Origin of the sequence: Alicyclobacillus dauci, assembly GCF_026651605.1 — a bacterium.
Taxonomy (GTDB): domain Bacteria; phylum Bacillota; class Bacilli; order Alicyclobacillales; family Alicyclobacillaceae; genus Alicyclobacillus; species Alicyclobacillus dauci.
Map to the genome: position 1 here is coordinate 1,532,893 of NZ_CP104064.1, position 14,769 is coordinate 1,547,661.

14 protein-coding genes and 1 riboswitch are annotated in these 14,769 nt (G+C 49.2%); of the genes, 10 read left to right on the forward strand and 4 right to left on the reverse strand.

Annotation, left to right across the window (positions count from 1 at the left end):
- Window positions 1-72 precede the first annotated feature (72 nt).
- A complete protein-coding gene (locus NZD86_RS07675; RefSeq protein WP_268045914.1) occupies window positions 73-459 on the reverse strand; it encodes a DoxX family protein in 387 nt (128 codons plus the stop codon).
- A gap of 290 nt (window positions 460-749) precedes the next feature.
- Here NZD86_RS07675 and NZD86_RS07680 point away from each other — a divergent pair, with 290 nt between their 5' ends.
- From NZD86_RS07680 to NZD86_RS07715, 8 genes are all read left to right on the forward strand, one after another.
- Entirely contained in the window at window positions 750-1,583 is an 834-nt protein-coding gene (locus tag NZD86_RS07680) for a sugar phosphate isomerase/epimerase family protein (protein ID WP_268045915.1), read from the forward strand.
- A gap of 15 nt (window positions 1,584-1,598) precedes the next feature.
- Complete coding sequence (locus tag NZD86_RS07685) at window positions 1,599-2,345, forward strand: sugar phosphate isomerase/epimerase family protein (RefSeq protein ID WP_268045916.1); 747 nt, start codon at window positions 1,599-1,601, stop codon at window positions 2,343-2,345.
- Window positions 2,346-2,387: 42 nt separating this feature from the next.
- Complete coding sequence (locus NZD86_RS07690) at window positions 2,388-3,356, forward strand: sugar phosphate isomerase/epimerase family protein (protein ID WP_268045917.1); 969 nt, start codon at window positions 2,388-2,390, stop codon at window positions 3,354-3,356.
- A gap of 15 nt (window positions 3,357-3,371) precedes the next feature.
- Window positions 3,372-4,415: a Gfo/Idh/MocA family protein gene (locus tag NZD86_RS07695; RefSeq protein ID WP_268045918.1), complete on the forward strand. Its 1,044-nt coding sequence runs from the start codon at window positions 3,372-3,374 to the stop codon at window positions 4,413-4,415.
- Window positions 4,416-4,536: 121 nt separating this feature from the next.
- Window positions 4,537-4,712, forward strand: a riboswitch (FMN riboswitch).
- Window positions 4,713-4,856: 144 nt separating this feature from the next.
- Complete coding sequence (locus tag NZD86_RS07700; protein WP_268045919.1) at window positions 4,857-5,822, forward strand: DMT family transporter; 966 nt, start codon at window positions 4,857-4,859, stop codon at window positions 5,820-5,822.
- A 224-nt stretch (window positions 5,823-6,046) separates the two neighbouring features.
- Entirely contained in the window at window positions 6,047-7,189 is a 1,143-nt protein-coding gene (locus NZD86_RS07705; RefSeq protein WP_268045920.1) for an ROK family transcriptional regulator, read from the forward strand.
- A gap of 52 nt (window positions 7,190-7,241) precedes the next feature.
- Window positions 7,242-8,963 (forward strand): methyl-accepting chemotaxis protein, encoded by a 1,722-nt coding sequence (locus NZD86_RS07710; RefSeq protein ID WP_268045921.1) that lies wholly within the window; start codon window positions 7,242-7,244, stop codon window positions 8,961-8,963.
- Between the two features lie 323 nt (window positions 8,964-9,286).
- On the forward strand, window positions 9,287-9,766 hold the full coding sequence (locus NZD86_RS07715; protein ID WP_268045922.1) for an SAM-dependent methyltransferase: 480 nt from the start codon (window positions 9,287-9,289) through the stop codon (window positions 9,764-9,766).
- 30 nt (window positions 9,767-9,796) lie between these two features.
- Here NZD86_RS07715 and NZD86_RS07720 read toward each other — a convergent pair whose 3' ends face one another.
- Genes NZD86_RS07720 through NZD86_RS07730 form a run of 3 tightly spaced genes read right to left on the reverse strand, consistent with a single transcriptional unit; the run spans window position 9,797 to window position 12,559 of the window.
- The gene (locus tag NZD86_RS07720; RefSeq protein WP_268045923.1) at window positions 9,797-11,056 is read right to left on the reverse strand and encodes an MFS transporter; all 1,260 of its coding nucleotides are present in this window, start codon (window positions 11,054-11,056) and stop codon (window positions 9,797-9,799) included.
- Window positions 11,057-11,097: 41 nt separating this feature from the next.
- Entirely contained in the window at window positions 11,098-11,610 is a 513-nt protein-coding gene (locus NZD86_RS07725) for a hypothetical protein (protein WP_268045924.1), read from the reverse strand.
- A 19-nt stretch (window positions 11,611-11,629) separates the two neighbouring features.
- Window positions 11,630-12,559 (reverse strand): bifunctional helix-turn-helix transcriptional regulator/GNAT family N-acetyltransferase, encoded by a 930-nt coding sequence (locus NZD86_RS07730; RefSeq protein WP_268045925.1) that lies wholly within the window; start codon window positions 12,557-12,559, stop codon window positions 11,630-11,632.
- Window positions 12,560-12,962: 403 nt separating this feature from the next.
- Here NZD86_RS07730 and NZD86_RS24710 point away from each other — a divergent pair, with 403 nt between their 5' ends.
- The gene (locus tag NZD86_RS24710; protein ID WP_407655245.1) at window positions 12,963-13,379 is read left to right on the forward strand and encodes a DinB family protein; all 417 of its coding nucleotides are present in this window, start codon (window positions 12,963-12,965) and stop codon (window positions 13,377-13,379) included.
- A 372-nt stretch (window positions 13,380-13,751) separates the two neighbouring features.
- Window positions 13,752-14,708: a ring-cleaving dioxygenase gene (locus NZD86_RS07735; protein ID WP_268046821.1), complete on the forward strand. Its 957-nt coding sequence runs from the start codon at window positions 13,752-13,754 to the stop codon at window positions 14,706-14,708.
- The last annotated feature ends 61 nt before the right edge of the window (window positions 14,709-14,769 follow it).

Below are 14,769 nucleotides of genomic sequence, written 5' to 3' on the forward strand. Positions count from 1 at the left end.
GTATAACCATAAATGGGAACCCAGCATGTTCTTCGGGTTCCCATTTTAATTTATTTAAATCGCTTATTTGGATTAAAAATGAATAGCGTACGCCCCTGGTCCGATAAGCGCAACACCTAGGGCAACACCGATAAGCGTCACATTGTATTCAATGCCGCTTTTGGTAAGCCAGAATCCGTTCTTACCGTGGACTGTGATGATAGCAACCACCATCGTGATAATAAACAATGCCGCACTCACGGGAAGCCAAAGTCCGAGTGCTAGGAGAAGACCAGCTACTAACTCACCAAGTCCAGCGAGAAGTGCGGCAAGGAAGCCTGGTTTCATACCCATCGAGTCCAGCCAACCAGCCGTTCCCTTTAAGCCGGGACCACCGAACCACCCGAATAATTTCTGCGTTCCGTGCCCTGCAAAAGTGAGACCGATGACAAGGCGGATAATCAGTAAACCTAAACTCATTCACTCTACTCCTTTTATATATACTTACTAAAAATGTGCGACTTTCATTTTAGTACAGGATTCTTGCTTTGTCAATGATTTGTACACAAAGTCACGGGATAGCCAAATCTGCAAAGAGGTGACCACATAGGAGATGGTCTTCCTGGCGTCCCTATGTTTAAATGACCCCAAGACGACTTTATGACACTACCTATAAACCCTGCTTCAAATGCAACAATTACCGAATTCTCCTACAGTCCGCAGCGTACAAGTATTATGCAAGGACGGTTGGACCGCGAGGAGGTTCCCATGTGAAACCCTGTCTTCATCCATCTATCGTAGAAGGTGTTTGTGATTTAGACAGCTACTTGGATGTCGCAAAAGTCGCTGGGTTTGAATTTGTCGAAGTTGATTGGACATGGCTGGATACAGCGGCTGACAAATATGGTGAGTCGTATCTTTGCCGAGCTTTTTCTCGGAGATCTCTGACGCTTGCGAGTTTTGGGCTCCCTGTCGATCTCTACTGTGACGAGGCGCTTTTTCAAAGCCAACTGCAGGAGCTTCCGACCGCCGCTGAACGGGCCGTCCGATTAGGTGCAACCCGCTCTTGTACATGGTTGTGGCCAGCGATTGACGAGGTCCCCGTCCCGTACGCAAGTCGGCTTGCACGCCGAATCCGCGAATGCGCCGGTGCCTTGATTCCCTATGGCATTCGACTTGGACTCGAGTTTGTTGGACCGCATCACCTTCGCGATAAACGCTTTCCGTTTGTCCAAAATCTCCAGGATCTCATTGTGTATTTAGAAGCTATCAATATGCCGAACGTTGGAATTCTCTTGGACAGCTATCACTGGTATACGGCGGAAGTACCTATCGAAGAGATTCTCTCTCTCAAAGCACATCAAATTGTCCATGTACACATAAACGATACGGATGCGCTACCTTCTCAGGCCCGCGACTTTGAGCGGTTACTGCCAGGAGATGGACGGATCGAGTTGGGTACTTTCTTGCTGGGGTTAAAGACAGTCGGTTACACGGGACCAGTTTCACTTGAAGTACTCCACACGAGTCCCTTGGCAGAACGTCCCGAAGATATACCCGCAAGGGCACACACGAAGCTATCTGAAATGTTAGATTCTATATGAGGGGAGAAGACAGATTTGCCTAACATTGCCGTCCAGCTATATACCGTACGGGAAGTTATGGAACGAGACTTCATTGGAACGCTTCGGAAAGTCGCGGAGGTTGGTTACGAGGCAGTTGAGTTTTACACCTACGGGGGACTTAGTCCCCTAGCGTTGCGTAAAGTGGTGGACGACTTGGGGATCAAGCCGCTGTCCAGCCACATCTCGCTGACGCGGCTTGAAGAGGAACTGGAAGTGGTGATCCAAGAAGCGCAGGCAATCGGACTCGATTATCTGGTTTGTCCATGGTTGCCCACTGAGCGGAGACAAACTGTACAAGACTACGCAGACCTGGCTGCTACGCTGGAGAAAATCGGTGATCGCTGCAACACGGAGGGAATTCGGTTTGCTTATCACAATCACGATTTTGAGCTGGCAAAACAGGACGGACAGGTCGGACTGGACCGTCTCTTGAATCCTTCGCAAAAAAGCGGCGTTCAGGCAGAACTGGACCTCTACTGGATCCATTATGCCGGTGAAGATCCGACCCACTATATCGAACGATACGCCAATCGATGTGATCTTCTCCATGTGAAAGACGCTTCAAAGACAGACGGATCGTTTGCGGAAGTAGGGAGCGGTGTCCTTGATTGGCAGGCGATTTTTGCAGCTGCTGAGGCTTCTGGGGCAAAGTGGTACATCGTCGAGCAGGACGTGTGCAAAGGAGATCCTATCGAATCCATTCGTGACAGCCTGGAGTTCCTCCGCAGATCACCTGATTGAGTCAAGCGCATAAGTTAGCCTGGGCAGAAGGAGTGTGGACACGTGAAACTAGGAGTATTTACGGTATTATTTGGTGAGTTGTCGTATGAACAAATGCTCGATCACGTTGCGGACAGCGGACTCGACACCGTCGAGATCGGGACAGGTGGTTCGCCTGGAACTGCACACTGTAACCGACGGGAATTGCTTGAAAGCGCAGAGAAGAGATCTCGGTTTCTTGCCGCTGTAAAGGATCGCGGGCTTCAAATTAGTGCTTTGAGTTGCCACGGTAATCCTCTCCATCCAAACAAGGACATCGCGCGGGAGGCGCACGAAGTCTTCCAGGAGACCGTGCTCCTCGCGGAACTGCTTGGTGTGCAAACGGTCAATACGTTCGCGGGGTGTCCCGGAGAGTCCGATGATTCACACCACTCTGTTTGGGTGACGTGTCCGTGGCCCACAGAGCACAGCGAGGTTCTTAAGTGGCAATGGGAAGAAAAGGTCCTTCCTTACTGGAAGGAGCAGAGCAAATTTCTCCGCGATCACGGCGTACGCGTCGCCATCGAACCACACCCTGGTTTCGTCGTCTACAATTGCGAAACCGCATTGAGACTCCACACCGAGTGCGGAAGCAATATCGGCGTGAATTTCGACCCGAGTCATCTGTTTTGGCAGGCAATGGATCCCGTGGAGTCCATTTATCAGTTGGGGAGAGCACAGGCCATCTTCCACGTTCACGCCAAAGATACGGCACTCCACCGTCAAAACATTGCCGTGAATGGGGTGCTTGATACGAAACCATACCGTAACGAGGCGGAGCGGTCATGGATTTTTCGGACCGTTGGTTTCGGCCACGGGGAGGAAACCTGGCGCAATATCATCAGCGCCTTACAGATGGTCGGTTATGACGGGGCCATCAGTATTGAGCACGAAGACAGCTTGATGTCCATTGAGGAAGGATTTCAAAAGGCCGTTTCATTCCTCAAACCGCTCATCATCCGAGAACGACTCGATAACGTTTGGTGGACCTAAGGAAGGAGAATGGCCATGGATAAAAAGTTACGTGTTGGCATTGTTGGTGCAGGTGGAATTGCGAACGCCGTGCACATTCCGAACTATCGGAAGTGTGGGGATCAAGTCGAAATTGTCGCCATCTGCGATGTGGCGGTTGAACGGGCAAGGGATACGGCAGATAAGAACGGCATACCGCATGCTTTCGCATCCGTTTCGGAAATGCTTGATGCGGTCGAGTTGGACGCCGTCAGCGTCTGCACCCCCAATAAATTTCACAAGGAATCGGCTATCGCTGCACTTGAACAAGGATGCCATGTGCTGTGCGAGAAGCCGCCGGCAATGACAGTCGAGGAAGCTGAAGCGATGGCGGCCGCTGCCAAGAAGGCGCAGAAGTTTCTGTCCTTCGGATTCCACTATCGTCACAGCCAAGAAGTGGAGACGCTTAAGCGGTTTATTGATGCGGGTGAACTAGGTGAAATATATGCAGCGACCGCGATCGCGTTGAGGCGGCGGGGAATTCCAGGCTGGGGCGTATTCACGAATAAGGAACTTCAAGGTGGAGGCCCGCTTATCGATATCGGTGTTCACATGCTGGACACGGCGCTTTACCTGATGGGCTATCCGGAGCCGGACACCGTCTTTGGTGCTACGTATCAAAAGCTCGGAAACCGCAAAGGTATAGGGCTTATGGGCGCATGGAATTGGGAAAACTTTACGGTGGAGGACATGGCGCGTGGTTTCGTTCGCTTTCAGAACGGCGCCACATTGGTGCTCGAATCCGCTTTTGCCGCAAACGTCCAAAAGAACGATGAAATGAACGTAAAGTTAATGGGCGATGAGGGCGGCGCAAATGTCTTTCCGCTCACTATTTACCAAGAAAAACACGCGTCTTTAGTGGATATCACGCCGCAATACCTTGCGGATAAGAGCCCTTACAAACTGGAAATTGAGCGCTTTGTCAATGCCTGTCTAACGGGTGAAGAGCCGCTCTCTACGCCGGATCAAGGTATCAAGCTGCAAAAAATCATCAACGGGCTGTATACATCCGCAGAGACTGGGGAAGCCGTGAAATTGTGATTGTCGGTAGCAGGACTCCGGTGAGAGTATGACCACACATGTCTTTGTGTGGTCATTTCCCTACTTCATAAAAATAAGTAGCTTTGATTGATTCCACGTGTTACACTTATGCTAGTTGAATATGAACCTTCGGGGCAGGGTGAAATTCCCGACCGGCGGTGAAACTGCATGATCAGCTACGGTGAGGTTACACTCGTCTGCTGCAGTTTAGCCCGCGACTCGGTTTGACATTGTCAAAACGACTGACTTGGTGAGATTCCAAGGCCGACGGTACAGTCCGGATGGGAGAAGGTAAACTTTGGCATGGCTCTTTGAGTCATACCTAGTTCCACGTGTGCGCCCCGAGGATGCTTGTCCTCGGGGCTTTTCGTTTGTCTAGCGTGGTCCTTCCGGGAAGGTTCAATTCAAACCCTCATCATGATGCAACTGGAGGTCTTTGAATTGACACAGGTCACACAGGTACGGGGAAAAACATCACATTTTGGCCTTTGGTGGATCGCTGTCGGTGCTGCCATGTGGGGACTTGATGCTGTCTTCATCGTGGCGCTTTTACACCATTTTTCGTCTACACAAATTGTCATGTTGGAACATGTGCTGCTAGCGGCATTTTCATTTCCGGTACTCATTTGGAAACGGCATGAATTGAAGGCGTTAAATTGGGGTGACTGGGGCGCCGTGGTCTTTATTGCCTGGGGTGGTTCCGCAATTGCCTCCATTCTGTTCACGGCTGGCTTCCATTACGGAAATGCGAATGTTGTTCTCATTATGCAAAAGCTTCAACCGCTCTTTGCGGTCCTACTCGCCGCCTGGGTTCTGCAAGAGCGTGTTCGGCGGGGTTACTGGATGTTACTTGTGGCGGCTTTAATCGGCGCGTACTTGTTGACGTTTGGCTTCCACATTCCAACAGCCGGGAGTCATGGGAACCTGATTGGTGCCTTGTTTGCACTTGGTGCGGCGGCGTTGTGGGGCGGATCGACAGTAATGGGAAAACGACTTGTCAGCAAAGTGTCATTTCCGACTGTTACGGCGCTTCGCTTTGCTGTGGCATTACCGCTCTTAATTGTTATTGTGGCGGCACAGCACCCGCAGTGGGGGACGATGGCCCATGCTGTTACGTTAGGTCCAGTTTTGGCAAACCTACTGTTCCAGACACTCGTTCCGAGCTTGATCAGTTTGCTCATGTACTATCGAGGGTTGGATGGCGTTCGTGCTTCATACGCTACGATTGCCGAGCTGGCGTTTCCCGCAACCGGACTGTTGATCAATTGGCTCGTCCTAGGCCAAACGATCAACATTGGACAATGGATTGGATTTGCCGTCATTTGGCTTGCCGTTTTACAACTGTCTCGATTGCCCAATGAAGAGCCGGGACGACAGGTCAAAAGAACGATGAAAATGGCTCAATAACTAGGTATGTAATCCGTGCAGGCTCGTATTGTACGTTGGGCGACAAACTGGAATCGGTTTGTCGCTTTTCTTATGCCTATTTGTCAAATACTAAGCCACGCTATCGCGGCCAAATATTATGTTGTTTCTTCCTTACTTACTTTATTTTGTTGAAATTACTTTGACGTACCATTGATCGGAGTGTAAACTCAAATCGACATATTAATTAAGAAGGTTTCTTAAATATGACGATTGTAGGAGGGCATCCATCTCTGTTAAGAAGATTGAATGTGAAGGAAGTACTGACAGAAATATTGAACGGCGGTGAACTATCACAACGAGAACTGGCTGCGAGGCTGGGTTCGGAAGTCATGGATGTTGTCGGTGGATTAATACACGATGGGATGGTAACAGAGCGGCCTAGCCTATCGACACCTCACGGCAGACGTGAGCAGATCCTATCGGTTGATGCGGATGCTGCTCAAGCTATCTGTTTAGATGTGGGTGGTACGAACATCAAAGCCGGTCGGTTCAATTTCAAACGGCAACTGATGCTGTCTACCTCTGAACCAACTAACAAGCCTACGCGAGAGGCAGTTTTGGATCAGATTTCGTCCATTGTGGATGGGTTGATGCTGCCAAACGTGCCGAGTACCAGCATCGTCATTGGAGCTCCGGGATTTGTCCGGGATGGCGTTGTGATCGAAGCGGCGAACTTGCCAGACTGGAACGACGTGCCGCTTCAGTCCATCTTAGAACAGCGTTTCGGCGTTCCGGTTGCCGTTGAAAACGACGTGAATCTAGCTGTGCTTGGCGAAGCATACAATGGCGTTGCCGCAGGACTCCAAAATGTTGTGTTTTTTGCTGTTAGTACCGGACTCGGCGCAGGTATTCTGGCCGACGGCCAGCTGGTCCGCGGATTCAAGGGTGCAGGGGGGGAACTGGCATTTATCGTGCCGGATACAGATAAGCTGGCGATGTCGTACGATGCCAACGGGGCGCTCGAAAGTTTTGCTGCAACTAAGCATTTGTGCCGCTACTGGAACGAGATCACCGGGCAGAACGTGACGGATCCCGCGGTTGTCGCACATGCGGCCAGAAACGGGTCTCCACAAGCGAAGCTAGCGTTTGACAAGTGGGCGCAGTATCTTGGCATAGGTGTCGTGTCACTGGCATCTATCCTCAATCCCGAGATGATTGTTATGGGAGGCGGAGGAGCCCACTCTTTCGATTTTATCGAGGAACAACTCCGCGCCTACTTGAAGGCGCATCTGCCGTTCCCGCCAAAACTTGAGAAATCTGCTCTGGATGACAAGGTGGCGCTGTGGGGCGGATCGATTATTGGGTTAGATTTGGTCGTGAAACGGTTGACCGAGTCGGTGGGGTAAAACAAGCAAGTACATACATATAACTATATTTTGTAAGGGTGTGAATCACTACATGAAATTTACAGTCACTAAGAAGTTGTACTCGTTAGTCATTATCATTTTGATTCTGATGGGCGTCGTCGGCGGTGTCGGAATGAATAGTATGGCTTCTATGAACAATAAGACTGATATTATCACGAAGAACTGGATGGTTGGCGTCGAAGATATGGATACAATCCAGTACTTGGCGTTGAACGTGCGGGCCAGAGAGCTACAGATGCTCATGGAGCCTGATGCGAAGAAGGTTCAACCGCTGATCGATAATATTAATCAGTCTGTGAAACAAATCAATTCAACGTTTTCAGCATATCAAAAGACGATCACATCGAACGAGGATCGCCAGAACTTCAACGCGCTCGTCTCAAACTGGAACCAGTACATGCAGTACTACAACACGTTTTCCACCATCCCAAACGTAGATATTGCTCATGGTGCGGGCAAAAGAGGACCCCAAGTCTTGAATTTGATATACAACTCCTATGCAACATTTACTAATGTGCAGAAGTATATTGATGCTGAGAAGAAATTAAACCAGAACGGTGCCGCGCAAGCCTCCCAGGCAAGCCAAAACAGCTACTTTGCCGGGCGTACTACGTCGATTGTGATCATGATCATCGCGCTCATTTTGTCATTGGGCCTTGCATATATCATTGTTCGAGGCATTACGAGGCCGTTGACAGAAATGGAACGAGTTGCTGAACAAATTGCTTCTGGCGATTTGACGCTGGACACCATCAAGGTGAAAGCGAAGGATGAAATTGCAAGCCTCGCCCGCTCGTTTAACCGAATGGTGTCAAATCTACGTTCTGTGATTGAGCAGGTCACCACGAATTCTCAACACGTGGCCGCCGCATCTGAAGAGCTGACAGCAAGTGCAGAGCAAACAAGCCAAGCGACACAAAGCGTTGCGGTCGCGATCCAAGAAATGGCCGTTGGAGCTGAAAAACAGGAGAGTAACGTTGAAGAGACATCTCATTCCATCACGGAAATGGCTAGTGCAGTTCATCGAATTGCGGGGAATGCAGAGGGTGTTTCCAAGTCAGCGGACGAAGCCCTGCAGGTCGCTTCTGATGGTGTCCAATCGATTAACCAGGCAGTTCAACAAATGAACTCTATCAATACGAGAGTTCACGGCTTAGCCGAGTCTGCCAAGGAACTGGGGACAAGTTCTGAGGAAATTGGTCAGATTGTCAATGTGATAACTGATATCGCAGCGCAGACAAACCTGTTGTCACTCAATGCTGCGATTGAGGCTGCACGGGCTGGTGAAGCCGGTCGCGGATTCGCAGTTGTGGCGGACGAAGTTCGTAAGCTGGCGGAGCAATCGGCCGGATCGGCACAGAAAATCCAGACACTGATTGGCACCATTCAGAGCAAGATCGAAACGGCAATTGAGGGCACAGAAATTGCTGCGGAAGAAGCCAGTTCCGGTATTCGAGTGGTCACCAGTGCCGGGGACTCGTTTGATCGTATTAACCAAGCAATCCAAGGTGTATCGTCTCAAATCCAAGAGGTTTCTGCCTCGGCGCGGAAAATTTCTGCCGGAACTGAGCAAGTCGTTCAATCGATGGGTGTAGTCTCCGAGATTGCGTCTACCAGTGCCGATAGTACCCAGAGTGTTTCGGCTGCGACGCAAGAACAGATGGCTTCAATGGAAGAGATCACTGCTTCTGCTACGACACTTTCTCAAATGGCTGAAGAGCTTCAATCGCTTGTGGGGCAATTCAAGATATAAACTGGCGAAGCATTCACACCCGCTTGCGTTGGTACATGACTTTACGCACTGCGACGAAGCTGGAGATAGTCGAGCTCGTCGAAAGTAAATCTATAGATTGAGTTTGAACACAAATCTGGGCCCCTCCGATGACATGTCGAAGGGGTTGTTTGTGCTACTAGTATTTGAGTGGATTTTTAATCCATTATAAAACCCAATATAGATCATGGAGTTTGTGATAGCAGGTATTTGCTAGCTTCTTGAAAAGGGTATATTACCTATATAAAAAATTGACTCATTACGATACGATTGCATCCATAAAGAGAAGCAGTGAGGTGTTAAAAGTGAAGAGGGAATTTGAAGAAATCATTATAAAGCCAATCGGGATCGTACATTCTCCCCGTACGGAAGCGATTGACGACAACTGGGGCTCAGTGATCTCGGAGATCGAACTGGATGCCAACCAATTTGACGAACAAGTTCTTTATGGGCTTAGTGATTTTTCTCATTGCGAAGTCGTGTTTTTTATGGATCGCGTGCCAGTCGAGAAGATTGAGAAGGCTGCTCGTCATCCACGCAACCGTACCGATTGGCCTAAAGTCGGAATTTTTTCGCAGCGTGCCAAAGGTCGTCCGAACCGTATCGGGGTTTCTCGCTGTAAGATCTTGAGGGTGGATGGAATCACGGTCACGGTGCAAGCGTTGGATGCAATCAACGGAACACCGGTAATTGACATCAAGCCGTACATGGAGCAATTTGCTCCGTTGGGGGAGGTTCATCAGCCTGAATGGTCGAGAGAGGTTATGTCCAAATACTACAGATGACGTGTTCTACGTTGTGCTCCACGTCAAAACTCAGTGCGGAATATCCCATCTTTGCACATCCCTTGTTGAAGGTTCCCGTACACCCAATTCACCCTTTCGACGAAACCTCTCCCCAAAGATGATTAGGAGAGCGCCGAAAATTACAAACACTGCAGCAGCAAGGAGTGCCCATCTGATTCCGATTGCGCTCATCAAAAGGCCAAAGACCAGTGGAGCGAATGTTGCACCCGTGAAAAAGCCCATCTGCAACCAACCTAGAATCTTTGCGCTACTTTCCGGAATAAGTCGAACAGCAGCAGAAACCAACAATCCGTTCCATCCATATAGGCCAATGACTAGCACAAATGACCCCACCAAAAAGAGATTTGGTATATGAAACGAAACTGTAATTAGCCCAATCATCCCTAAAAGCATCATCCAAATAACGAGAACGACATTGCTATTTGGCCGTTGATCGGCAATCAAGCCAGCTACGATTCTGGTCAAACCCGCAAGCCCACTAATCGCTAAAGCGAATGAAGCGGCTACGGAAATGGAATATCCTTGACTTGTGGCGATAGGGATGAAAAACGATGAGACTCCAGTCACACCCACAGACCCCATTGCAGCCCCCAACGACCAAAGATAAAGAGGCCGGGCGCCTGCTGGAACAAGAGATTTGGTTGTTTCAAGGGTGTTCGGTTTACCTGACATGATATTCGAATTGATGTTGCGAGCCAGCAGAAAAACAACGACTGTTGAGAGTGATACAAGCGCTCCGCCCACCGTGAAGGCGGCGCGCCGACCGTATGGGGTAGCTACAAAACGTAACAGGAGAAACGCTGGAAGTGTTCCCGCCCCTAATGCGGCCTGAATCAAACCGGAAGTGAATGATAGCCGACGTTGGGGTACTGTGTTCAGGATGTTTCCCACAGCGGGTTGAACTAGGGAGTTGGCGCAACCACCTACGATGAGCAATAGTACGCACATACCAACCTGTGAAACGTCACCAATCCCAAACATTACAAGGCCTGAAATGAGTGTCGAAATAGCCAATTGCAACCCTGTAGGAAGTCGTTTCGCGAGCCTGACAGAAAACGGTGAACCAATCGCCGTAAAGGCAAAGAAACAGGCGAGAGCAACACCGAGAATACCGGTACTTGTACCAAGGTCCTTGGTAATTGAATCGGTTAATGCACCCACCGTGAAACCTGGGGTTACTGCGGCGAATGTGGCGATCACTGCCGCGGTGACTGGCCCCCAACAGGTGCATTGCTTGGGTTTGTCATCCGCATTAACCATCTGTGTCATAGCGAGCCCCCTTCCGTTCGTTGACCTGTGTGCCATTGCCATTAGCGCGCGAAGTACCCCATACGACGGAAACCCAATTCGGAACGGTGAAATTTAAAGCGGATCCACATCGCTTCGTCTTCTTGAAGCGGTTGACAGGCAACCCATCCGTGATATCCGAGCAGAACACTGCGGTCGATGGCCGCCTGTATCAACTTCTCAACCACTATATCCTCCTCGCATTTTGCAAACTCGGGGTGAATAAGAACTTCTTGAATCCAGAAACACTGCCGATCGCGCCCTTCACACCCACACAGAAGACCAAGCACGGATTCAGTCTCACAGAGCGCAATGTCTGGATGGGGGATCAATCCTTGGCGCGCTGACCAGATGTCTACCATAACATCCGCAAGCTTCCCGGAAATGGACTTTTGACTGGGGTACCACTGTTCGGCCAGCTTTCGCATTGCGACTTGCATGTCTTGCGGTTCTAACCACTGAACATCCAGCTGATTAAACTTGTTCGTGTAGTTTGCCAATGTTCCCCCGTGACAGGACACGCACATCATCTCCATCCATGACCCGTTCGAGAAATCACAATGACAATTCCCAAGTTTCCCCGACTAAATCATGGCCAAAACTGTGGTGAGGTTCCTTTTCAATTAGCTTGAATCCGGCCTTTTGATAGATGTTTCTTGCAGTTACAAGCACGTCATTTGTCCACAGGACAAGTTTTTTGTAGCCCTTGCGCTTTGCAAAGCGAATGCATAAGTCAACCAGACGCCTCCCGAGTCCCAGTCCCCGAGCCTTCGGATCTACCAACAAAAGACGAAGTTTTGCGACTGTCTCGCTGCTTTGTACGACAAAAACAGATCCCACAACCTGTCCGTCCATTTCGGCAATCCAGCAACGTTCCTTGTCAGGGTTGAAATTGTTGATAAAGTCTGAACAAATCTGAGCGACCAGTGCCTCAAAGTGTTCGTCCCAACCGTACTCTTCTGCATATAGACGACCATGCATGTGAACGACCCAGCCCATGTCACCAGGTTCGTGTTGACGAAGAAAATAGGGCTCCGAATATTTCAAACCCTCGCCAAGTAAGTGTTCGATAGTGTTCATGGATTGGATAAGGCGGTTCTGATCCTGGTCGGAAAGGTTATTCAGCAATTCTGATATTTCTTCGCGTGAACGACTGTCTAATATAGAGAACGCCTGTTTTCCATTTGGTGTGAGCCGAAGTATTCGCTGCCGCGCGTCCGTACCAGAAGAAACCTTTTGAATCAATTCTTGTTGTTCAAGCCGATCTAAAATGCGACTGAGATATCCAGCATCCAGTCCTAACTCCTTTGATAAATCAGCCGCAATCAAGTTATCACGGTTCGCAATTTCGTAAATGATCCGGGACTCGGTAAGGGAATATGGGCTGTGTAACAAGCCGTCCCTTAAGACTCCGAGGTGTCTCGTGAAAAAACGATTGAATTGCCTGACAATAGTAATCCTGTCCTCAAAGTTGAGATTTGACACAATCATCCCTCCATAATAGTTGCTTATGACAGTAATATACATGACTAAAGCAACTATTAGCAAGGTTCAATGACATTGAGTTTGCGTTGCACCGATGATTTTTCGTGAGCTCGCTCGTCTAATATGTGAAGAGCTAATGAAAGGATGGACGAAAACAGCAAGCGGACAAAGAAACTTCGGAGGACGGAGCGAAAATAGCCTTTGACCGAATGCAAGCCATGATTCAAATAAACGGGCGGCAAAAGCATACGAAAAAGCGTTACTGAATATGTCGGCAGGTCGGACAAATGATGGAATGGTCCAAATTAGGTATGAAACAATGTCTGAAGAAAATGAGCGCTAGCCCTTTCCGGTATATAAGAAATAACGAATATTTCTATATGAACTAAACGGAGGCAGACCACTGGATACTCTCTCGTTACTTAAAGATTTATCGCAAGTCAGGCGATACCAATTGGCACAGATAGACGGTCTTTCCATTGAAAGGCGGACCGTTATTCCCCAAGGGTTTCGCAACCATCTGCATTGGCAATTGGGACATATTGTTGCTGAAACGGATAATTTTTTGTTTAACCTGACTGGCAAACAAGAACTCCCAACGATTTTTCGGTGTTATTTTGCGAATGGCACCTCACCGAAGGAGTGGGCGGGCGACCCTCCATCCTGGGAGGAACTTACCAATTTGCTTCTGTCCCAATGTCATCACGTACGCCATGCATTTGAGAGCGGCAACTGTGAATCTACCCTTCCGCTGGCACATCATTTGTACCACGAATGGTGTCACGCTGGAATCATCAACGCTATGACCAAGTTAGTTTAACCTTGCATGCACCGCTGCGAATTGTCTACAGTTACCACGTTTTGCTGCCCGCTTCGGAAATGGTTCAGTCCACAACTTTATTTTCCTGCTCGCACATTGGAATACGCGTCCTCGGTCGGTCAGTAGACGACTTTAGTCGTCTCGGCCGATTCAGCCGCCTAGTGACGCGTGCCACCAAATATGGATTTTAATTATACGGTCTCATTAATTACGATCCTTAACTACATAAACTTATTTTTAATAAATTGGTTGACAAAAGTAAGCGATTATCGGTATGTTGATAACGAGTCATTTCGGTGGTCAAGCTAAGGGAAGTTGAAGTTGATACGTTATCACGGCTTATACCGATTTAGGGGGCATTCCAAATTGGAGTTGAACTTGACAGGTATCCATCATTTAACGGCTGTTTCATCCCATATTCGTGAGAATTATCAATTTTACACGAAGGTAATGGGTTTACGATTGGTTAAACGAAGTGTCAACCAAGACGATGTCAGCGCTTATCACTTATTTTACAGTGGTGACAAGCGAGGTACGCCAGGTAACGATTTGACGTTCTTTGACTGGGACATCCCGAAGGAACAACGTGGAAGTAACAGTATTGTTCGAACGTATCTTCGTGTAAACGGGCAAAGTGCACTGTCTTGGTGGGCCGGGTGGTTAGAAGACCAAGGGGTTAAGCATGGAGGAATCAATGAAGTAGACGGACGGGCCACACTCTTCTTTGAAGATCCGGAGGGACAAAGGCTGGCATTGGTTGACGACGGTGGGGAGGGAGACCCCCATGACGCATGGGATCGCAGCCCTGTTCCCGCAGAGAATCAGATTCGAGGTCAAGGTCCCATTCGAGTCAGTGTTCCAGATTTGGGCCCGACTGATATGCTGCTGACAAAGGCTTTAAATATGCGTCAAGTGCGTCAATATCCCGACCCGGAAAGTGGAAAATATACTGTCTACGTGTACGAGATGGGAGCAGGGGGTCCCCACGCCGAGTTGCATGTGGTAGAGCAACCTGATCTTCGACCTGCACAACTTGGTGCTGGCGGTGTGCATCACGTGGCATTTCGAACGCCAACGGACCATGAGTATCACGAGTGGATTCGACGCATTCGGTCCTTCCGCATCCCCAACAGTGGTGAGGTGGATCGGTTTTGGTTTCATAGCCTTTATTTGAGAGAGCCAAATGGCGTCTTGTTCGAGATTGCCACCGATGGACCTGGTTTTGATGTTGATGAGGATCCTGAGACACTTGGTGAGAAAGTGGTTTTGCCGCCATTTTTGGAGCCACACCGTGCGGAGATTGTGGCGAATCTCAAGCCAATAGATTGATCTGACAGGCGACATATTTGGAACATTGAGCCGACAGAAACTGTTCCCGCGAACTTAATTG